Annotated in this window: 19 protein-coding genes; 4 read left to right on the plus strand and 15 right to left on the minus strand. The window is 66.0% G+C overall.

The window, feature by feature from the left end:
• Positions 1-217: 217 nt before the first annotated feature.
• From OG394_RS13795 to OG394_RS13835, 9 genes are all read right to left on the minus strand, one after another.
• A complete protein-coding gene (locus tag OG394_RS13795; RefSeq protein WP_328995720.1) occupies positions 218-430 on the minus strand; it encodes a hypothetical protein in 213 nt (70 codons plus the stop codon).
• 133 nt (positions 431-563) lie between these two features.
• Positions 564-977 carry a secondary thiamine-phosphate synthase enzyme YjbQ gene (locus OG394_RS13800; protein ID WP_328995721.1) on the minus strand — a complete coding sequence of 138 codons (414 nt, stop codon included), beginning with the start codon at positions 975-977 and terminating at the stop codon, positions 564-566.
• Between the two features lie 41 nt (positions 978-1,018).
• Positions 1,019-1,627, minus strand: coding sequence for a hypothetical protein (locus OG394_RS13805; protein ID WP_328995723.1), 609 nt, complete (start codon positions 1,625-1,627; stop codon positions 1,019-1,021).
• A gap of 138 nt (positions 1,628-1,765) precedes the next feature.
• Complete coding sequence (gene leuS, locus OG394_RS13810; protein ID WP_328995724.1) at positions 1,766-4,261, minus strand: leucine--tRNA ligase; 2,496 nt, start codon at positions 4,259-4,261, stop codon at positions 1,766-1,768.
• Positions 4,262-4,418: 157 nt separating this feature from the next.
• Positions 4,419-4,886, minus strand: coding sequence for a DUF3592 domain-containing protein (locus tag OG394_RS13815; RefSeq protein ID WP_328995725.1), 468 nt, complete (start codon positions 4,884-4,886; stop codon positions 4,419-4,421).
• Positions 4,887-4,937: 51 nt separating this feature from the next.
• Entirely contained in the window at positions 4,938-5,846 is a 909-nt protein-coding gene (locus tag OG394_RS13820; RefSeq protein ID WP_328995726.1) for an AraC family transcriptional regulator, read from the minus strand.
• Positions 5,843-6,595: a phytanoyl-CoA dioxygenase family protein gene (locus OG394_RS13825; RefSeq protein WP_328995727.1), complete on the minus strand. Its 753-nt coding sequence runs from the start codon at positions 6,593-6,595 to the stop codon at positions 5,843-5,845. Before OG394_RS13825 ends, OG394_RS13820 begins: the two co-directional genes overlap by 4 nt.
• Positions 6,596-6,712: 117 nt before the next feature.
• The gene (locus OG394_RS13830) at positions 6,713-6,862 is read right to left on the minus strand and encodes a hypothetical protein (protein ID WP_328995728.1); all 150 of its coding nucleotides are present in this window, start codon (positions 6,860-6,862) and stop codon (positions 6,713-6,715) included.
• Between the two features lie 325 nt (positions 6,863-7,187).
• Positions 7,188-8,564 carry a CHRD domain-containing protein gene (locus OG394_RS13835; RefSeq protein ID WP_328995729.1) on the minus strand — a complete coding sequence of 459 codons (1,377 nt, stop codon included), beginning with the start codon at positions 8,562-8,564 and terminating at the stop codon, positions 7,188-7,190.
• A gap of 244 nt (positions 8,565-8,808) precedes the next feature.
• On the opposite strand from OG394_RS13835, the gene OG394_RS13840 reads away from it, so the two are divergent.
• Both OG394_RS13840 and OG394_RS13845 read left to right on the plus strand, forming a co-directional pair.
• Complete coding sequence (locus tag OG394_RS13840; RefSeq protein WP_328995730.1) at positions 8,809-9,945, plus strand: histidine kinase; 1,137 nt, start codon at positions 8,809-8,811, stop codon at positions 9,943-9,945.
• On the plus strand, positions 9,938-10,576 hold the full coding sequence (locus OG394_RS13845) for a response regulator transcription factor (RefSeq protein WP_328995731.1): 639 nt from the start codon (positions 9,938-9,940) through the stop codon (positions 10,574-10,576). The genes OG394_RS13840 and OG394_RS13845 overlap by 8 nt, the downstream gene beginning before the upstream one ends.
• Here OG394_RS13845 and OG394_RS13850 read toward each other — a convergent pair.
• The gene (locus tag OG394_RS13850; protein ID WP_328995732.1) at positions 10,573-11,580 is read right to left on the minus strand and encodes an endonuclease/exonuclease/phosphatase family protein; all 1,008 of its coding nucleotides are present in this window, start codon (positions 11,578-11,580) and stop codon (positions 10,573-10,575) included. The genes OG394_RS13845 and OG394_RS13850 overlap by 4 nt on opposite strands.
• Positions 11,581-11,824: 244 nt before the next feature.
• Between OG394_RS13850 and OG394_RS13855 the strand changes: the two genes are divergently transcribed.
• Complete coding sequence (locus OG394_RS13855; RefSeq protein WP_328995734.1) at positions 11,825-12,217, plus strand: cupin domain-containing protein; 393 nt, start codon at positions 11,825-11,827, stop codon at positions 12,215-12,217.
• A gap of 48 nt (positions 12,218-12,265) precedes the next feature.
• On the plus strand, positions 12,266-12,943 hold the full coding sequence (locus tag OG394_RS13860) for a hypothetical protein (RefSeq protein WP_328995736.1): 678 nt from the start codon (positions 12,266-12,268) through the stop codon (positions 12,941-12,943).
• Here OG394_RS13860 and OG394_RS13865 read toward each other — a convergent pair.
• The 5 genes from OG394_RS13865 to OG394_RS13885 all read right to left on the minus strand — a co-directional run bounded on the left by OG394_RS13865 (position 12,940) and on the right by OG394_RS13885 (position 19,963).
• Positions 12,940-15,216: a glycoside hydrolase family 95 protein gene (locus OG394_RS13865; protein ID WP_328995737.1), complete on the minus strand. Its 2,277-nt coding sequence runs from the start codon at positions 15,214-15,216 to the stop codon at positions 12,940-12,942. The two genes, OG394_RS13860 and OG394_RS13865, sit on opposite strands and share 4 nt — an antisense overlap.
• Positions 15,217-16,875 carry an ABC transporter substrate-binding protein gene (locus OG394_RS13870; protein WP_328995738.1) on the minus strand — a complete coding sequence of 553 codons (1,659 nt, stop codon included), beginning with the start codon at positions 16,873-16,875 and terminating at the stop codon, positions 15,217-15,219.
• A 30-nt stretch (positions 16,876-16,905) separates the two neighbouring features.
• Positions 16,906-17,838 (minus strand): carbohydrate ABC transporter permease, encoded by a 933-nt coding sequence (locus OG394_RS13875; protein ID WP_328995739.1) that lies wholly within the window; start codon positions 17,836-17,838, stop codon positions 16,906-16,908.
• Positions 17,835-18,851, minus strand: coding sequence for an ABC transporter permease (locus tag OG394_RS13880; RefSeq protein WP_328995740.1), 1,017 nt, complete (start codon positions 18,849-18,851; stop codon positions 17,835-17,837). Before OG394_RS13880 ends, OG394_RS13875 begins: the two co-directional genes overlap by 4 nt.
• 125 nt (positions 18,852-18,976) lie before the next feature.
• Positions 18,977-19,963 (minus strand): Gfo/Idh/MocA family protein, encoded by a 987-nt coding sequence (locus OG394_RS13885; protein ID WP_328995741.1) that lies wholly within the window; start codon positions 19,961-19,963, stop codon positions 18,977-18,979.
• Positions 19,964-19,999: the final 36 nt, after the last annotated feature.

Consider the following 19,999-nt stretch of genomic DNA (forward strand, 5'->3'; position numbering starts at 1 on the left):
ACGCTCCGTTTCCCCAGCACCCCTGGCGTCTGCCACAAGATAACCCGGCCGCACGCATGCCGGGGCAGGGCCGCCACCCGTACTTCAGGCGGAGCCCCACAGGAGATTCTCCCGGATCGACCGGTCCAACCGGTCATCCGGCGTGGCGCCACGACCGCGACGGGCAGGCAGAAATGCCTTACCGGCGAACGGAAGACCGACGCGAGAATGTCATGAACTAAGCGCTGAGTTGTTTGATCTCGGCGGTGTGCTCATACAACGGCAGCACGCTGTTCCAATCCTCGATCCGGGCGCGGGTGTCGGCGCGACCGGTATCGGCATTCAGCAGACTCCCGGTACAAATGCCACGCATAGCGCGGACAATCAACTCGGTGCCGAGACCGACGCAGGACCCGATCATGTGGGTCCGCAGGGATTCGCGTGCTGCCATGCGGACCATTGCAGCGGAGTCGTGTTTCGGCAACGTAACGCCAATCGCAACATCGCGATAAGTAATAAAATCGCCCGCAAACCCGATTAGTCCGAACTTTCATTACCTGACTGGTCATTCCTTTAAAAAGAAATCATCCCGCGAGCCACGAGAGCCGGACCTGGCGCTCCGGATTGTCCACGTTGGTGTCAACCAGGCAGATCGACTGCCAGGTGCCGAGGGCAAGCCGCCCACCGATCACCGGGATCGACGCGTACGGCGGAATGAGCGCGGGCATGACGTGATCCCGCCCATGCCCGGGCGTGCCATGCCGATGCCGCCAGCCGAAATCCCGCGGCACCAGCTTCTCCAACAGCGCGAGCAGATCGTCATCACTACCCGCGCCCGTCTCGAGAATCGCCACCCCGGCCGTCGCGTGCGGCACGAACACATGCAGCAGCCCGTCGCCCGAGCCAGCAGCCCGAGCGACGAACCCCGCACACTCCTCCGTCAGGTCAACAACAACCTCACGCCCACCCGTACGAACCTCAATCAACTCAGACTGCACGAAACCCCTCCAGCTAGTACGTCCTGATACTCGCTTGGCGCTCAGGTCCCTGATGTCGCAACGCTATGGCGCTTGCGGAGCAGCCTCAATGCGGACACCGTCGAGGTGATGACGACAGTCAGCAGACTGCCGTACGCCACGACGGCTACCGGCCAGAACCACCAGCCGTGCGGCTGTGCGTCCGCTCCCCCGATCATGTAGATCGTGTACAGGAAGAGAAGGAAACCCATCCCGGCATAACAAACCACCAGTGCCACTCGAACCGATCCTGAGGCGATCCGCAGGCTGCGCACTCTGCTGGTTCCAGCCAACCCGAGCTCGGGGCGATCGACGCCGTCCAGGGCGGCCAGTTGCACGATCCTGGATTCGAGGTAGATCGCCGCCTCGGATCTGATGCTCGCGGCGCCGCTGAGCATGAGGAAATAGATGCCCGCAAGCCAGAGCGGGACCGGTGTCACCAGAATCACGGCGGCACCGACGGAAGTCGCCAGTTCGTCATCCAGCAGGGCGATCGTCGCACCCGCGTAGGTCATCGCCAGGGCGAGCATCGTGAAATGCGAGGTGTCGTAGGCCGACGCTTCCTGCCGTTCGGTTTGGTAGAGAGCCAGCAGAGCTGCGAACTCCGCAGAGCGATCGCCTTGTGCGGCCAACCCCAGCTCCTGCCCATCGGCGGATTCCGAAAGTCAATGGTCGCGGCGTGGCGAGCACCCTGGCAACACGCGGCGCGCCGTTCGCTCATTCGACGGTCTCGGTGGGCTACGGCCGATAGCCGTAGCCCACCGGGTCCGTCAGTTCGCAACGATGTTGACCAGTTTGGGGGCGCGGACGATGACCTTGCGCACGGTCTTGCCGGCCAGTGCCGCCTGGACCGCGTCGGACGCCATCGCCAGGGCCTCCATGTCGGCGTCACTGATGTCGGGCGAGACCTGCAGACGGTCCTTGATCTTGCCGGCGATCTGGACGATGGCCTCGACCGAGTCCTCTACCAGCAGCGCCGGGTCGACCACGGGCCAGCCGGCCTTGGCGACGGTCGGCTCGTGGCCCAGGTTCTCCCACATGTCCTCGGCCGTGTACGGCGCGACCAGGCTCAGCAGGATCGCGACGGTCTCAGCCGCCTCGCGCACGGCCGGATCCGCGGCACCGGGACCGGAGTCGATCGCCTTGCGGGTGGTGTTGACCAGCTCCATGATCCGGGCGACGACCACGTTGAAGCGCATCGCCTCCAGCAGCTCGGTGACCTCGTGCACGGTCTTGTGCGTGGCCTTCCGCAGTGCCAGATCGCCCGTCGACGGGTCCGCACCGACCGGTGCATCGACCGATCCGGCCAGCCGCCAGGCCCGCTGCAGGAAACGCAGCGACCCACCCGGGGACATGTCGGCCCAGTCGATGTCGTCGTCCGGCGGACCGGCGAAGACCATCGTCAGCCGGATCGCGTCCACGCCGAAGGCGTCGATCTGCTCGCCCAGGTTGACGCCGTTACCCAGCGACTTGCTCATCGCCTTGCCCTCGTTGATGACCTGGCCCTGGTTCAGCAGGCCTTCGAAGGGCTCGTCGAAGTCGACCAGGCCCATGTCCCGCAGGGCCTTGGTGAAGAACCGGGAGTACAGCAGGTGCAGGATCGCGTGCTCTACTCCCCCGACGTACTGCCGCGCCGGCATCCACCTCCGGACCGCCTCGGGATCGAACGGGCCTTCGGTGTACTCCGGGGAGCAATAACGCAGGTAGTACCAGGACGAGTCGACGAAGGTGTCCATCGTGTCGGTGTCGCGCTTGGCGTCGCCACCACACTTCGGGCACGCCACGTTCACCCAGTCGGTCGCGGCCGCCAGCGGGGAGACACCCTTCGGGGCCAGGTCCTCGCCCTTCAGGTCGGGCAGCTCGACCGGCAGTTGGTCGTCCGGCACCGGCACCTCGCCACAGGCCGGGCAGTGGATGATCGGGATCGGCGCACCCCAGTAGCGCTGACGGCTCAGCAGCCAGTCGCGCAGCCGGAAGTTGACCGTGCGCTCACCGGCCTGCTTGGTCTCCAGCCAGTCGATGATCGTGGCCTTGGCCTCGGTCACGCCCAGACCGTTCAGGCTGACGTCGTCGTTGGCCGAGTTGATCGCTGGCCCGTCGCCGGTGAAGGCCTTGCCGTCGAAACCCTCGTCCGGCTCGACCGTACGCACGATCGGCAGGCCGAACTTCTCGGCGAAGTCCCAGTCGCGCTGGTCCTGCCCGGGCACGGCCATGATCGCGCCCGTGCCGTAGTCGGCCAGCACGTAGTCCGCCGCCCAGACCGGGACCTTCTCACCGTTGACCGGGTTGGTCGCGTATGCGCCCAGGAAGACACCCGTCTTCTCCCGCTCGGTGCTCAGCCGCTCGATCTCGGTAGAGGCCTTGACCGCCTTCAGGTACTCGTCGAAGGCGGCGCGCTGATCCGGCGTACAGATCTCGTCGGCCAGCTTCGCGTCCGGCGCGACCACCATGAAGGTGGCACCGAACAGCGTGTCCGGACGGGTGGTGAAGACCTTGATCGGCTCCTCACGTCCCTCGATCACGAAGTCGGCGAAGGCGCCCTCGGACCGGCCGATCCAGTTGCGCTGCATCAGCAGCACCCGCTCCGGCCACTTGCCCGCCAGCTGGTCCATATCGTCCAGCAGCTGCTGCGCGTACTCGGTGACCTTGAAGTACCACTGGGTCAGCTCGCGCTTGGTCACGGCGGCACCGCAACGCTCACACGCGCCTTGCACGACCTGCTCGTTGGCCAGCACGGTCTGGTCGTTCGGGCACCAGTTCACGAACGACGCCTTGCGGTACGCCAGGCCCTTCTCGTAGAAGCGCAGGAACAGCCACTGCGTCCACTTGTAGTACTCGGGGTCGGACGTGGCCAGCCGTCGCGACCAGTCGAAGCTGATCCCGTAGCGCCGGATCGACTCGGCCTGCGTCTCGATATTGCCGTACGTGTAGACGGCCGGGTTCTCGTTGTTGCGAATGGCCGCGTTCTCCGCGGGCAGCCCGAAGGAGTCCCAGCCGATCGGGTTCAGCACGTCGTACCCCTGCTGGAACCAATAGCGGGCCTGTACGTCGTGCAGCGCGAAGACCTCCGCGTGGCCCATGTGCAGGTCGCCGGAGGGGTAGGGGAACATGGTCAGGGCGTAGCGGCGCTCGGCCGAGCCGTCATCGCGCGCCTTGAACGGGTCGAGCTTCTCCCACACCGGCCGCCACTTGGCCTGCATGGCATTGAAGTCGTAGCCGCCTCGGTCGATCGTGGCGTCCGCCTCGTTCTCCACGTGCTCGCTCACCGTCGTACTCCTGCGTTCTGTGATCTGATGAATGGACCTGGCCCGGAAATGAAAAATCCCCTCACACAGGAGGGGATGCCGCACTGACCGGCGCGATCTGGGCGCCTGGTTGCCAGTACGGCTAACTAAGGAGCAGGTTCACTCGCATGTGACCAGATTAGCGCATTCCGGCGCCATCTTCCGGCCACTCCCCCCTGGCGGCGCCCACGTGCTCGGCGACGACCCGGCGAACGAATCGCCTGAGCAGCAGCACGGCGCCCGCGGCCAGCACGATCAGCAGGATCCAGTGCGGGGTCCGATTGGGTTTCCAATCCACTGTCTGAACCCGGAGGGGCTGGTTGGTGTCGTACCTGACGAGCACAGTGCGGCCGAATTCCTTTTCGAACTTGTGATAGCGGGTGGTACCGGCGGTGACTTCACCACGGTCATAGGTGAGGAACCGGACCACCAGCACATGCCGGCGGGTCTCGCGGTCGATGTCGACGACCTCAGCGCTTGCGAGTTTGCCCGTGCGGCTCAACTCGTCGCCCGTCACCATCGCCCGGACCACCAATCCACAGCAGACGAGGTCCACTAGTAGCAGGGCAACGAGCAGCAGGGTCAACCGACGGCGGGGAACGGTCATGGGCCGCGATTATGCACTGTCCGAGGTCATCTGACTACCATCGGTGAATATTCAACCTCTTGGTAGGTGAGTGGTGCCGCCGGTCGTGCGGAAGACGCTCGGGGGTTTGCCGTGGAAGCGGCGGAAGGCCGTGCTGAAGGGCCGGACGTCGCCGTAGCCGCAGGCGCGAGCCACCTCGGTCACCGTGATGGCCGGGTCCAGCAGGAGTTGGGCGGCGAGTTCCATCCGCATCCGCCGGAGCTCGGTCATGAGCGAGGTGCCGGTCTGTTGCCGGAAGAGCCGCTCGGCATGCCGATCAGACAGATGTACGGCGGCCGCCACCTCCCGCACGGTGACGGGTCTGGCCAGGTTGTCGAGTAGGTGGCGCGTCATCGTCGCCACCACCGCCTCGCCCCGATCGCGTGCGGGCGGATCGACGGCCAGGTCGTCCTCGATCGCGAAGGCGCGGGCGGTGTCGAGCACGAGTGCGGACGCCAGCGCGGTCAGGCCAGCCTGGTATCCGGACCGCGGCAACGAGGTCTCCGCGGCGATGGCCGTCACCAGGGCCGGCAAGGCGCCGACACGGGACGACACCACTGGGCCGGTCGTTCGGGTCAGGCCGGACCACCAGCCCGGCGTACCGAAAGAGCCTGAGGTCGGGCGGAAGGTGAAGCCCCAGAACGCGATGCCGAGCGGGTCCGATTGGCTCGACTCGATCTCGTGGATGTCGCCGGGCCTTGCCAGGAAGACCTCGCCGGCCCCGACGTCGTACGAGGTGTCTCCGATGCTGAAGCGGCCTGAGCCGGCGTAGGCCAGGCAGACCTCGTGGAAGCTGTGGCTGTGCCAGTAGTTCCGCCAGTACTCCGGGCGGTAGAGGTCGGCGCTGAGGAAGTCCGCGTGGAACCCACCGACCTCACAGGACTCGAGCAGCCCTGGGAGGTCGGCGAAGCGATCCGCTTGCTCTAGAGCCTGGAGGCTCAAGCTCCACTCCTGCCGGTCGGGTCCACTCCCCTCAGCATCATGCCCTGCCCGAGGGAGTGGTCGTGAGTACGGACGGCAGGCGGGTCGCCAGGGTCGCGGTACTGCACGAGCCACGTGGTGCGCGGTTCGGAGCTGACGTTGACGCCGGAACCGTGCACGGTCAGGTAGGTGAAGAACAGCACGTCGCCCGCCTCGGCCGGCTGCGGCACGGCGGACTCGAAAGGTACGTCGGGCAGGTGGAACGAGCCCTCCGGATCGTGCTCCCGCGGGCCTTCGAGGTGGCTACCGGGAATCACCCGGACGCAGCCCTTCTCCTCGGGCGCGTCATCGAAGTGGAAGATGGCCGCGCCGACCCGGTGGTACGTGTGCGGGAAGAACGGGTAGTCCTGGTGCAGCGGGAACGGCGATCCGTTCTCCGGTGGTTTCACGAACAGCTTGGTGTGATGGAGTTGTACGTTCGGCACGCCCATCACCGCGGCGGCCACGTCGGTGAAGCGCGGGTCCACCAGCAGCCGCGAGAAGGCGGCGTCGTAGAACTGCGCGTCGTGCAGGTGTTGCAGTTTGGTCTTCGTATCGGACATCCCCATCGCGGCGCCCCAGGTGGGGTCGTCGTCCCGGTTCAGTCTTGCCAGTAGTTGGTGACTCGTCTCCCGGTAGGCGGCCGCTTCTTCCTTGCTGAGCAGGCCTTTGACCAGGACGAAACCGTCCGTTGCGTACTTCTTCGCGGCAAGGTTCAAGTCGGTCATCATGTCCACAACGCTACGAAGATCGGCGCCCGGGCGGCAGGACCACACCGGACGCCGATGTTCGCGAAACGGACACGAGCTCGCCTGTGCGGAAGGCGCCGAACAAGACGGCGCAGGGCGCTACAGGCCTAGTTGCCCCAGCCGCACGCTGATCCGCGGATCGGTCGAGACCACCGGCGCCTCCTTCCGCACCCAGGCGTCGCCATCGAAGTACGTCTGGAAGATCTTCTCCGCGGTCCGAGGGGCGAGGGCCTGCGTGACGTCACGCATCAGCCGTGCACCTCCTTGCATCCCTGGTAGTAGCCGTTGACGTCCTCCACCCGGCTGAAGCTGGGGGATTCCAACCCACTACCCGGAGGTAGCGAGCTGAGGTTCGCGGATCGTTGCCGTGCCCGACTGCGCAAGAAGGCTCACCGCGCTGCCACGGCCCGTCCGGCCGCAGTCACTACAAGGTCAAACTGTGATGCAGGTGCCGGTCGCTTGGCTATCGCAGGCCAGCACCACAAAACCTACCCGACATCCCCGTACTGGTCTTAACGAGCAGCCCGGAGGCAAGTCACTGCCAACTCGGCAGAAACTCAAGAAAACAAGGAGATCAGCCGAGGAAGAGGTAATCCGCCTGGTAGGGCACGGTCGCGATCGCGGCGGTTTCGGGGTCGCAGCTACCGGCAGGAGCGACACCGCCGACCGTGTTCAGCCGCAGGATCTGGGTGGTGTCCGCGAGGATGCCGCGATGGGTGCCGAACTGGTCGGCGTCGAGCAGCAGCTCCGGGATGTTGCCCGCACCATTCGCGGACTTGCTGATGAGCTTGCCGGCAACCGCCGTACCGTCCGGCGCGATCCACTGCGGCGGGCCGGCGACCGGGCGGGCGAACGAGTGCAGGATGCCGTCACGCAGCACGGCGGCGACACCGAACTGACCGTAGGCGAAGGTGCCGTCAGCCTGCTCCGTGCACTGGTAGATCTGAGAGCCGCCGACCACCGCCGCGTTCACCGCGCGCGGCTGACCGTACGTGTTCTTGGCCAGCTGACCGCGCACCGCGCCGCCGGTGAACTCGGCCGTGTGCAGGTTGGTGTAGAAGCGAGCCGGCTCTTTCGCAAGCTGCGCGACGACGTCCGCGCTGACCGTGGCGGTACCGGCGATACCGGTCACCGAGGCCGGCAGTCCGTCCGCGTCGGCGAAGAGGTCGGCGACGACGGGGCCGTTGACGCCCTTGACGCCGGAGTGGATGTGCCCGTTGGTCGGTGCGCCAATCCCGGTCCAGACGGTCGCGTACGAGACCTTGTCGCCGCTCGTGCGCACCAGCCAAGCGGCAGAACCGTCCTTGTCACCGGACGGCTTCGGCCCCGGTACCTCTTGCTTGCCATCGGCAACAGACCGCAGGCTCGCCGCCGCACTGCCATTCAGTACGCCGTTGAGGTCGACCGCCTTCTTGAGCGTGTGCAACTGGCCTCGAACGGCTCCGCCCCCGTGCTCCGCGGTGTGCACGTTCAGGTAGAACCCGGCCGGGTTGCTCCGAATCGCATCGAGCAACGCCTTGTCCGCCACATTGACGCTACCGGTGATGGCCTCCGCGCCGGCCGGGATGTCCGAGCCGAGGAAGTCGATCTTGACGCCACCGTTGGTCCCGGCCACGCCCTGGTGGATGTGGAACGCCTTCGGGGCCGTGATGTTCTGCCAGCGCAGGGCATACGAGACCTGGTCGCCCTTGATCCGGACCACGCCGGTGGCGCGACCGTCGGGGTCGCCGTTGGCAACCTCGTTCCGACCGCTCAGCCCGCCGGCGAAGTACACCGCCTGCTCTTTGCTACTGGTGGTGTAGCCGGTGCTGGTCGTGGAAGCGGCGGTCGTGGCGTGCTGGTGAGGTGACGTTGGCGGGGCTTCGTCGTGGGCGAAAGCGGCACCGGCCAGCGCGGTCGCCGCGGCCACTCCGGTCGCGACTACGGGCAGCACGAACTTGCGAATCGACATCGGCAGAACCTTCCGTGGTGAGTCGTTTTGGTCCTTCGACACACAGCACGGAAGGACTCCGCGATTGGTTCAGATGTTTTCCAATTACTCTCCGTCTGGATACCTAGCCAGGCCCTGTCACTTACGGTGGCCGGAACGTTACTCCTGAGCGCCGACGGTTTCCGATCCACCCGCGCGGGTTTCTCCACCCGGTCTCCACCCAGCGGCCGGTTCGGGCGGGCCGATCGGTTTCTAGGCTGTGCGCATGAGGCAGACCCATACCGAGGCCGGCTGGATCGTCCGCGTCCTCACCACGGTCGTGGCGGTCGCCAGCTTGGCGCTGTCCGGCCCGGAGTGGTCTTGGCCGTGGGCGATCACCGGTATCAGCCTGGCCTGCTTCCTCGCGGCGATGGCCGTGCTGACCCGGCATCCCCGGTTCGCGCTGGCGGGGTTGGCGGCGAGCGGTCTGATCGCTGCCGTCGTGGTCGGGCTGCAGGTCTCCGGGGTGATGGTGCTGACCGCGCTCAGCATCGTGATGTTCGCGATCCACTATCCCCGCCGGATCTGGCCGATCGTCGCGTTCAGCACCTTGTGCGCTGCCGTACTGACCGCGTCCGCCGCGCTCTGGGACGAGCCGGGCCGCTGGCTGCTGGGCCTGTACGGCCTGATCGTCATCCTCGTTCTGCTCGGGCTCAACCGGCGCCAGTTCGAGGCCCAGACCCGGCAGACCGTTGAGCTGCTCGTCCAGACCCGGATGGCCCAGCAGGAACAGGCACGAGCGGCCGCCCTCGACGAGCGCGGCCGGATAGCCCGCGAGCTGCACGACGTACTGGCTCACGCTCTTGGTGCGCTCACTGTCCAGTTAGACGTGGCCGAGGCACTCCTGACCGAGCGGAACGATCCTGAGGCTGCACTAGAGCGTGTACGACGTTCCCGACGGCTTGCCGTGCAAGGGCTCGTCGAGGCGCGTAACGCCGTTGCAGCCCTGCGTGCCGACGTACCGGCTCTACCGGATGCACTGGCGGCACTGGTCGCGCAGCACCGGGTCAACCACGCTGTGCCGATTGAGCTTCACCAGAGCGGCACACCTCGACCTGTTTCGTCAGGCGTCGCAGTCGCTCTACTCGGCGCGAGCCGCGAGGCCCTCACCAACGCGGCCAAACACGCCTCGGGCGCCCAGGTCGACGTACGGCTCGATTATCTCGACGACAGGACTTCCGTGACGATCGAAGACTCAGGCCCGGCACAACAAGCTGAAACGGCTACAGCGGTACCAGGGTTCGGGCTGACCGGGATGCGCGAACGCCTCGCACTGGTTGGCGGGACGCTCGCTGCGGGACAAGCGCGGAGCGGGTGGAGAGTCGTCGCAGAGGTACCTGTGAGGATGAACGGCGATGACTGAAATGGTGCGCGTAGTGGTGGCCGACGACCAGCAGATCGTGCGTGAGGGTCTAGTCGCGCTCCTCGGCATGATCGACGGCGTGGACGTGGTCGGCGCTGCCGTCAACGGCGAAGAGGCCGTGAAGCTGGTCGCCGAGCGACGGCCCGACGTCGTACTGATGGATCTGCGCATGCCCGGCGTCGACGGGATCGAGGCCACTCGCCGGATCACCGCTGGCCACCCGGACACGGCGGTGCTCGTGCTCACGACGTACGCCGATGACGAGTCGATCAGCGCCGCGCTCACGGCCGGCGCGCGCGGTTACCTCACCAAGGACGCGGGCCGGGTCGAGATCGGCGCCGCCCTGCGTTCGACCGCGGCGGGCCAGGCCACCTTCGACCACGAGGTCTCCCGCCGTCTCATCGCCGGCCTCACCTCCCCCGGGCCCGTGCCGGGACGCGACGGCCTGACCGCGCGCGAGACCGAGGTGTTGGTGTTGATCGCGAAAGGCCTCAGCAATCCCGAGATCGCCGCGCGCCTGTTCATCACGGAGGCGACGGTCAAGACCCACATCAACAACACCTTCGCCAAGATCGGCGCCCGCCATCGCGCCGAGGCCGTCACCTACGCGTATCGCAACGGCCTTGCCTAGATGCGGAGTTGGGCGATGATCGGGCGGTGGTCGCTGCCGGTGGCGGGTAGCACCCAGGCTTTGGTGGGTACGACGCCGCGGACGAGGATGTGGTCGATCCGCGCCATCGGGAATTCGGCCGGCCAGGTGAACCCGAAGCCGTAACCCGCCGCGCCCTGCGCCGACCGCAGACCTGCGGTGATCGGGGCGAGACTGCGGTCGCCGACCGTACCGTTGAAGTCGCCCATCACGACCACGCCGGCGAGCTCCTCCTTCGAAATCGCCTGTCCCAGTTGACGAATCGTGTCGTTGCGCTGGTTCGACGTGAAGCCGCTGGTGCCGACGCGGACCGAGGCGAGGTGCGCGACGTACACCGCGATGTCACCCTCCGGCGTACTCACCCTGGCCCGCAACGCGCGAGTCCAGGCGAAGCCGATGTCGACCGAACCGGTGTCCGCGATCGGATAGCGCGACCAGAGCGCGACGGTGTCCCGCTGGGCGACGTGCTTGTACGTGCCACCGAGCTCGCGCTTGTACACCGGCAGATCCCGCGACGTGATCTCCTCCAGCGCCACGATGTCGGCCCCGGCCGCGATGATCGAGCGAGCCGTCCCGGCTGGATCGGTGTTGGCCGCGTCGACGTTGTGGGTGAGCACGGTGACGTTGTGATCGCCGCCGCCCTTACCCGGAATCAGCGCGTTGCCGAAACTGCCGAGCCAGACGGCGAGCGCCACGACCACGGCGATCCCGGCGGTCGCGGACTTGCGGATCAGCGCCAGCACCGCGAGCACGGGGATCGCGGCACCGACCCAGGGCAGGAACGTGTCGACCAGGCTGCCGAGATTGCCGACGCTGTTGGGAATCTGCCGATGCAGCAATATCGGCAGGATGACCAGCACGGCCAGGAACGCGATGAACCAGCCCCGCCGCCATTTGCCCGATTTCGGGCTTGGCCGTCGCCCGCGGCTCCCGGCGGAGGCGAGGGTGGCGGTTGAGCTGTCAGGCGGTGCAGACCGATCGGACATGCAGCGATTCTTACCGACCGAACCGCCGCACCAAAGCCGCCAGCCCGTTAAGAGTCAGATAGACCGAGCGATCCGGCAAATCACTCCACCCTTTGACTACCTGCCCCCGCAACCACCCCTCCAAAAGTCGGGCTTCCACCACACACCTTCTGTCACGAGTGGTCGCGTCTGATCCACGCGGGCCGTCACAAACGGGGAGGCTGCCTTGTCCTTGCTGTGGAGAGTCCCTTCCTTGGAGGAATACATGACACAGCTACCCCCAGGTGTTGAGGTGATCACGACCCTGCCGGAGGCGGCGGCCATGATCCCGGCCGGCGCCGAGGCCCGGACCATCCGGGTCACCCTGCCGCCCGGTAACCCCGGCGCGCCGCCGCATCGGCACCCCGGGCCGATCTTCGGCTACGTCGTCCAGGGCGAGATCCTCTTCGAGCTGGAGGGACAGGCACCGCGCGTGCTCAAGGCCGGTGACGCCGTGTTCGAGCCCGGCGGCGACGTGATCCACCTCCAGGGTGGCAACAACCTTCCGGACGCGCAGTCGCAGCTGGTGGTGACCATGTTCGCGCCGCCGGGTACCCCGATTCTGACCGTGGTCAGCGCGGAGGAGCTGGCAGAACGACGGCACCTACGGGTCAGCTAACCAAGGCGCCGGCCGGGGCCTGGACCGGTGAGGGCGCAGAATCTCCGTATGACCGCCACGTCACCACCCGATCCGGACGCGTTCGTCGTACGGCGCTCCGACCGTGCCGAGCTGAAGGCCGCGCTGAACCTCATCGCGGTCGTCGGTATCGCACTACTCGCCATCCTGCTGGTGATCGCCCTCTTCATCCGGCTGCGCGGCGGCTCGGGCAGCGCCCTGCTGGTGGGATTCTGGCAGTCGGTGGTCGGGCCGCTCACGATCGCGGCCGTCCTCGCCCTGTGCGGGTACTTCGCCTGGAACACCGCGAAGAACGATCGCACCCAGGAGACCGACACGGACGGCGTCAACCTGGTCATCGATCACCACGGCCTCTACCTCGGCGGGCGCTGGCCGAAGGCAACGCCGTGGGCCGACATCCGCGAGGTCAGCCGCATCCTCCTGCCATCCAAGAACGCCGACGGCAGCGAGCGCTGGATCCCGCATCTCGTCGTCATCACCGTCGACCCGGACGACGCGGGCGAACTACCCCCGAGCCCGGACGACTGGGGCCCGATCCGCCGCTGGCCCGGTTCCACCGAAAGCTTCGCCCGCCGTACGTCGTACCAGGACCTCGTCGACGCCATCCACCACGCCTCCCCCACCACCCTCGTCACCGACCGCGGCCGCCACGCCACAGCCAAACCCCAGCCGGAGCCGAAGCGCCGACCCAAATCCAAGGGCGCCTAGATCGGTTTGGCCTGCCCCGCGGTGAGGTCTACCGCAGTGCGGGTGTTGTCGTAGAGCAGGACGTATTGGCCGTCGCGGTCGGCCGTCACCTGGCCTTTGGTGAGGCGGCCGTTGCGCCATTCCAGGTCGATCGTCAGGCCACCTCGGGCACGCAGACCGCGGACTGAGCCGTTGGGCCAATCGCTCGGCAATGCGGGTAGGAGGTGGATGTCGCCGGTGTGGCTTTGCAGGAGCATTTCGGCGATGCCGGCGGTGATGCCGAAGTTGGCGTCGATCTGGAAGATGTCGCCGTCGCGATGCAAGAGGTTGTCCGACACCAACCGCCCGAGATACTCCCGGACCACCCGGCCGGCGTTGTCTCCTTCCAGCAGGCGAGCCCAGAACGCGACGTACCACGCATGCGTCCAACCACCTGCGGGCGTTCCGAGCTCAGCCCGTACGGCGATCGTGGCGCGCGCCGCGGCGACCCACTCGGGCGTGGCGGCCGTGATCTCGGCGCCCGGGTGCAATCCGTAGAGGTGCGAGTGGTGCCGGTGATGGCGTTCGGACGGCGGCCAGTCGGTCGACCACTCCATGATCCGGCCGTCCGCGCCGATCGGGATCTCCGGCAACCGCGCCTCGCGCACCCGCTTGGCCAGATCGGCATCCCCGTCGACGATTTCGGTGGCCTCGAGGACGTTGGCGAAAAGCTCGCGGAACACCCAGATGTCGTACGTCGTGGTGATATCGACCGAAGCCTTCTCGCCGGTCGGGACGTAGAAGTGATGCTCCGGCGAAGTCGACGGCACGATCTGCGATTGCCCGCGCGAATCCTCCACCAGCATGGACAAGGCGAACTCCGCCGCACCTTTGAGCACCGGATACGCCTTGTCCCGCAGGAACTCCCGGTCGAGACTGAACCGGCAGTGGTCCATCAAATGCGCCGACAACCAGATCCCGCAGCTCGGCGCCATCGACCAGACCGGATCGTCACCACCCGCGCCGACTGGCCAGGTCGCCATCCAGATGTCGGCGTTGTGGTGTGACACCCAACCGGGTGCTCCGTACAGATCGCGGGCCGTCGCGGCACCGGCCGTCGCAAGCGCCACGATGTTGTCGAACAACGGCTCGGCACAATCCGACAACCCGACCACCTCGGCGGCCCAGTAGTTCATCTGGGTGTTGATGTTGTTCGTCCAGTCGCTCGCCCACATCGGACGGCGATCCTCGTTCCAAATGCCCTGCAGGTTGGCCGCTTGCGTGCCCGGACGAGAGCTTGCCATCAGCAAGTACCGCCCGAAGTCGAAGGCCAATGCGGCCAACCCAGGATCGTTGCCCCCAGCACCAACCCGGCGAACCCGCTCGTCGGTCGGCAATGCCGTCAGCTCGTCCGGCGTCTCTAACGCCAACTCCACTCGATTAAACAACTCCCGATGATCCGCGACATGCCTGTCCCGCAAGCCTTCCCGTGCCAGCGCCGCCAACGTCCCGACGACCTCCGCGACCGCGACCGCTGGATCCGCGCCAGGCTTGGTGTCCCAAGACTCGAACGTCGTGGCACCTGCCAGTACGGCGGTGAGGCTGTCCGCGTTCCGCACCGTGATGCCGTCCGGCCCGGCGACGACCGTGCCACCGTCGACGTAAACCCTCAAGGCCACGCCGAAGCCGATGCCCCGGCCTTCGGCGTACCGGATCGGGTCCGGGCTCTCGCGGTACTCGATGGTGAGGTCCGCCGGGGCATGCCCGCGCATCGCCACGGTCGAGCCGTCGAGTTGTTCGTACCCGGCCGGGTGCTGGCTGACGAGTCCGAGCCGGGTGTTGATCGCACCGGGCGTATCGGCGCGGATGGTGCAGACCAGCACCTGGTCCGGCGCCGACACGTACATCTCCCGGTCGAACCTGACACCACCCCTGGTATACCGCACCGACACGATCCCGTCCGCCAGGTCGAGCCGCCGTTCGTACTCCTTGAACGGCTGCTCTGAGACGAGATCAGTGATCTCCAAGTCACCCAACGGCTGGTACGACTCGACAAGCGGCCCCTGCAACTCCCGTGCCTTCGAGGACGCGGCCAGCCGATCACCGTCGACCAGCAACAGCCGCCGGATCTCCGCCAACGTCGCCGGCCCATCGGTCACACCGAGAGCGGAAGGCCCATCGCCGGACCAGAGCTCGTCGAGGTTCAGGGCGATCCGTTCGGTCTCGACCCGGCCGAACACCTTGGCGCCGAGCCGGCCGTTCCCGAGCGGCAGCGCCTCGAACCAGTCGGGAGCGGGCGCGGTATACCAAAGCATCTACTTCCCGTTCTTGTACTTGTCGTACGCCTGCTGGTAGAGCTCGAGGTATCGCGGCATGCCCACACCCTCGAGACCCTTCACAAAGGCATCCCAGTCGGTGTCGAGGCTCTTCGACCCGGTGATCATGGCCAACTGGTTTTGCAGGACATAGCTGTCGAGGTTGGTCTGCAGCGTGGCCAGTTCCGCACCGAAGCTCGGGTCGATCCAGACCGAGACGGTCGGGAAGAACTGCGCCTTGTCCTCATGCCCCTCGTACTGCTTGGTGGCCTGGAACAATCGGCGCTCGTAACCCGCCTCGGAGTAGATGTCGGTCGGCACCGCCTGGGCGTTCCGGTAGGCGAGCGTGTTGTTGTACTGCGCCAGCGCACCCCACGAGATGTTCTTCGGCGTCGTTGCACTAGGCAACGGCTTGTACGCCGCCTTGGCCTTGGCGTCGAGCGCGACGTCCTTCGGCCCGGGCTTCACCCAGCCGACACCCTCGGGCCCCATCGTGGCGATGCGCTGACCCTCGTCGGTGTAGATGTAGTCGAGCATCTTGATCGCGGCGATCTGTGCCTCCTTGCTGGCCTTGTTCGTCAGCATGAAGGTGAAGCTGATCGACGTCGGGTACTGCAGGCCGGTGTAGCTCTTGCCAGTCGGCCCGGTCAGCGGCGGCACCGAGTCGTACTGCTTGTCCCGGCCGTCCTTCGAGTCGAGCGTCACGAAGATGCCCGGGTGCAGGACCGGTACTGAACCCAGTTGCACCGCCTTCGGGTTGTCACCGATGGCCCGCAGCGCGTCCGAGCTCTGGGTGAACGACGCCTTGTCGATCAGGCCTTCCGCCACCAGCGAGTTGATGTACTTCAGGCCTTCGCGCCACTCCGGCTTGTCGATCGGGGTGACCACCTTGTCGCCGTTCAGCGTGAGCAGACCGCGGGTGCCGTTGTTCGAGCCGACCGGGTCATACGCGAACGCCCCCATCAGGTACGCGATCAGGCTGCTGTCGCGGGCGTCGGTCGACATCGGGATCTCGTCGGCCTTGCCGTTGCCGTTCGGGTCTTGCGTCTTGAAAGCCTTGAGGACCGTCCTGAGCTCTTCGGTCGTCTTCGGCTGCTGCAGACCCAGCTTCTTCAACCAGGTGCTGTTCATCCACAGCTTGTCCGGGTAGGTGCAGTGGTAGCAGTCGGCCCACTGCGGCATCGCGTAGATGTGACCGTCGGGCGCGGTCGCCATCTCCTTCAGCGTCTTGTTGGAGTCGAGCGCCTTCTGGATATTCGGCGCGTTCTCCTTGATCAGGTTCTCGATCGGCAACGCCACACCCTGGGTGCCGAGCTTGAGCACCTCTGCCTGGGTAAAGCCGTCCACCCACGGGATCAGCATGTACAGGTCCGGGTAGTCGCCACTGGCCAGCGAGATCTGGCGCTTCTCCTTCGCCGCGGCCGCGTCGAAGGTGGTGCTCTGAAACCGGAAGTCGATCTTGAACTTGTCGCTCATCAACTTCGAGATGCTGTTGGTCGCGAGATTGGTATCCGGGTCGGCCGGCGAGAGCGTGTCGATGATGACCTTGTCGCCATTCATCTCCGCCTTCGCGCCGTCCTCGTCGCTCGAGCTACAACCCGCGACAGCCAGTGCGGTGGCCGCCACCAGAGCGGTCACGCGGCTTGTGATGGAACGCATGGTGCTTCCCTTCCTAAAAGATTGAGGTGTTCAGCCTTTGACCGCGCCGACCATCACGCCCTTGGTGAAGTGGCGGGCGATGAACGGGTAGATCAGCAGTACGGGCACACTCGAGACGACGATGAGCGCGTACTTGAGGACGTTGGCCAGCTGTCGTTGTTCGAGCTGCTGGGCCAAGTCGGTGGAGCCGCCGTTGGTCGTGTTCAGGATGAGCATGTTCCGGAGCACGATCTGCAGCGGGAAGAGATCCGGGTCCTTCAGATAGACCAGGGCGTCGAAGTACGAGTTCCACTGGAAGATCGCGTACATCAGTGCGATCACCGCCAGCATCGGCTTGGACAACGGCAACACCACGGACCACAGGAACCGCAGATCGCTCGCGCCATCCAGGGTGGCCGCCTCGTACAACTCGTCGGGAATCGTGTGCACGAAGAACGTCCGGGCGATGATCACCTGCCAGACGCCGATCGCGCTCGGCAGCAGCAGCGCCCAACGGGTGTTCAGCAGGCCGAGATCCTGCACCACCATGTACGTCGGAATCAGGCCGCCGGAGAACAACATGGTGAAGATCAGACCGGTCATGATCACGTTGCGGCCGAAGAATCCCTTGCGGGACAAGGGATACGCGATCGCCACGGTCAGGGTGACGCTGATCAGGGTGCCGCCGATGGCGTAGATCAAGGAGTTGAAGTAGCCCCGCAACACCTGCGGATTGCTCAACGCCACTTCGTAGGCCCGCAGCGAGAACTCGACCGGCCAGAACAGCACCCGGCCGGAGCTCACCGCGTTCGCACTGCTGAACGAGCTGGCCACGATGTAGACCAACGGCATCAGGACGACCGCGAGCACCACCACCAGCATGACCGTGATGACCACCAGGAACACCCGGTCACTGAACGGCTCGCTGATCTTCTTCCCCGGAGCATCCTTAACAGAACGGCGGAAAATCGTAAGCGTGCTCATCCCCACAACCCGTTCCCGGTGATCCGCTTGGCGACGAAGTTGACGAACAGGAGCAGCACGAGATTGACCACGGAGTTGAACAAGCCGATCGCCGTCGCCATGCTGAAGTCGGCGTTGATCAGACCGGTCTTGTAGACGTACGTCGCGATGATCTCGGACTGGGCGAGGTTCAGCTGGTTCTGCAGCAGGAAGGCCTTCTCGAAACCGATCGCCATCATGTTGCCGACGCCCAGCACGAGAATGATCACCGCCGTCGGCATGATGCCGGGCAGATCGACGTGCCGGATCCGCTGCAACCGGCTCGCGCCGTCGATCTTGGCCGACTCGTGCAGCGCGGGATCGATCCCGGCCAGCGCGGCCATGTAGATCACGGCCGAATAGCCGGTGGTCTGCCAGACGTCGGACCAGACGTAGATATGGCGGAAGTAGTCCGGATCACCGAGGAAGTCGATCGCCGGTACGCCGAACAGGCCGAGACCGTCGTTCACGATGCCGAGTCGCGGCGACAGCATCAGCAGCGTCATCGAGACGACCACGACGGTCGAGATGAAGTACGGCGCGTAGGTGACCAGCTGCAGCGTCTTCTTGAAGAAGCCGTGCCGGATCTCGTTCAGCGCGATGGCCAGCAGGATCGGGATCGGGAAGCTCGCCAGCACCAGGTAGAACGCCAGGATGAAGGTGTTCTTCAGCAGCGTGCCGAACATCGGATTGCCGAAGAACAGCTCGAAGTTCTTCAGCCCGACCCAGTCGCTGCCCCACGGGCCCTTCATCACGTTGTAGCTCTTGAACGCGATCACGGCGTTGCTGATCGGGATGTACTTGAAGATGACGAAATACGCGACCGGGATGATCACCAGCAGGTAGAGCTGCCAGTGCCGTTGCCAGGCCCGCTTCGCCTGCACACGCCTGCTCTGCTTGGGCGTCTTCGTTCGCTTCGACAGGCCGGCTCTCGGTCGGGTATCGGCTACCACGACCGGTGGCGGCACCGGCTGCACTTCGATGGTTCCACTCACACAGCACTCCGTCCGGGCGATTCGATATCCGATAGGATCCGCGGAATCGATTGTGAGAATGGCATACTTTCCGGAGTAAAGGAAGGGTCGTGCGACAGGTCGATCTCCGACCTTGACGAAAACCGTCAGGCTGTGGCGGCGGCCAGTATCTCGGCGATCACAACGCGTCGCCGCTCGGTCGCGGACAACACGGCCGCCTCGACCATCGCGAGACTGTGCACGTTCCTGCTCGCCTCGGTGCCGGGTGTCTCGCCCGTACGCAGGCAATGAACGAACTCGCGCAGCGAGCCGGCGAGCTCCTCGGGCTCGTCGCCAAGCTCGATGCCGCCGATCGGCCCTTCGACGGCAAGCGCGTGGTCGCCGTCCCAGGTCGCGGAGCCGTGCTCGGCGCTGACTCGCCACGAACCGTTCCACGAAGTCTCGAGCCCCGGGCTGCACCAACTCCCGTTGAACACGAACCGCGCGCCGGACGCGAACTCGAACACCGCATTCGCGGCCGCGTTACCGTCGTACCAACTCCATGGTGGGTTGTACGACTCGCAGTACACCGAGAGCGGGTCCTCTCCCAGCAACGCGCGCGCCGCGTCGAACTGGTGGATCGCCATATCGACCAGCAGCGGTTCGGCCATCTCGTCGCGGAATCCCCCGAACCGCGGCGCCTTCAGGAACTCGCAGCTGACCAGTCCGATCGTGCCGAGCGCGCCGGCCAACCGGCGGAACTCGATGAACGCGTTGTAGTACCGCCGGGACTGGCTGATCATCAACAGCTGTCCGGTTTCGGCGGATACCCGGATCATCTCGAGCGCCTCGGCGACGGTCGGCGCGATCGGCTTCTCGCACAGCACCGGCAACCCGAGCCGCATGGCCTCCACGCTGACCGGCCGATGCGCCGGCGGCACCGTCACGTTGACGACCGCATCAGCTGGTACGTCGAGCTGGGACAGCGTCGCCGCCACCGGCACGTCGTACGGCGTCGCGGCCGCGCGGGCCACCTCGACGTCGAGGTCGACCAGACCGGCCAGTTCGACGTCGGGCGACGCGTCGATCGCGCGCAGCCAGGCCTGCCCCATCGCGCCCGCGCCTACTTGGACGACGCGAATCGCGTTGCTCATTCCTGGCCTCTTTTGGACTCGAGGAAGGCCCGCGGG

Source organism: Kribbella sp. NBC_01245 (assembly GCF_036226525.1).
Classification (GTDB): domain Bacteria; phylum Actinomycetota; class Actinomycetes; order Propionibacteriales; family Kribbellaceae; genus Kribbella.

Coding starts and splice junctions, on each gene's coding strand:
- OG394_RS13795 (WP_328995720.1), bottom strand. CDS start 430: ATGGCAGCACGCGAATCCCTGCGGACCCACATGATCGGGTCCTGCGTC.
- OG394_RS13815 (WP_328995725.1), bottom strand. CDS start 4,886: ATGACCGTTCCCCGCCGTCGGTTGACCCTGCTGCTCGTTGCCCTGCTA.
- OG394_RS13825 (WP_328995727.1), bottom strand. CDS start 6,595: ATGATGACCGACTTGAACCTTGCCGCGAAGAAGTACGCAACGGACGGT.
- OG394_RS13830 (WP_328995728.1), bottom strand. CDS start 6,862: ATGCGTGACGTCACGCAGGCCCTCGCCCCTCGGACCGCGGAGAAGATC.
- OG394_RS13835 (WP_328995729.1), bottom strand. CDS start 8,564: ATGTCGATTCGCAAGTTCGTGCTGCCCGTAGTCGCGACCGGAGTGGCC.
- OG394_RS13840 (WP_328995730.1), top strand. CDS start 8,809: ATGAGGCAGACCCATACCGAGGCCGGCTGGATCGTCCGCGTCCTCACC.
- OG394_RS13845 (WP_328995731.1), top strand. CDS start 9,938: ATGACTGAAATGGTGCGCGTAGTGGTGGCCGACGACCAGCAGATCGTG.
- OG394_RS13850 (WP_328995732.1), bottom strand. CDS start 11,580: ATGTCCGATCGGTCTGCACCGCCTGACAGCTCAACCGCCACCCTCGCC.
- OG394_RS13855 (WP_328995734.1), top strand. CDS start 11,825: ATGACACAGCTACCCCCAGGTGTTGAGGTGATCACGACCCTGCCGGAG.
- OG394_RS13860 (WP_328995736.1), top strand. CDS start 12,266: ATGACCGCCACGTCACCACCCGATCCGGACGCGTTCGTCGTACGGCGC.
- OG394_RS13865 (WP_328995737.1), bottom strand. CDS start 15,216: ATGCTTTGGTATACCGCGCCCGCTCCCGACTGGTTCGAGGCGCTGCCG.
- OG394_RS13870 (WP_328995738.1), bottom strand. CDS start 16,875: ATGCGTTCCATCACAAGCCGCGTGACCGCTCTGGTGGCGGCCACCGCA.
- OG394_RS13875 (WP_328995739.1), bottom strand. CDS start 17,838: ATGAGCACGCTTACGATTTTCCGCCGTTCTGTTAAGGATGCTCCGGGG.
- OG394_RS13885 (WP_328995741.1), bottom strand. CDS start 19,963: ATGAGCAACGCGATTCGCGTCGTCCAAGTAGGCGCGGGCGCGATGGGG.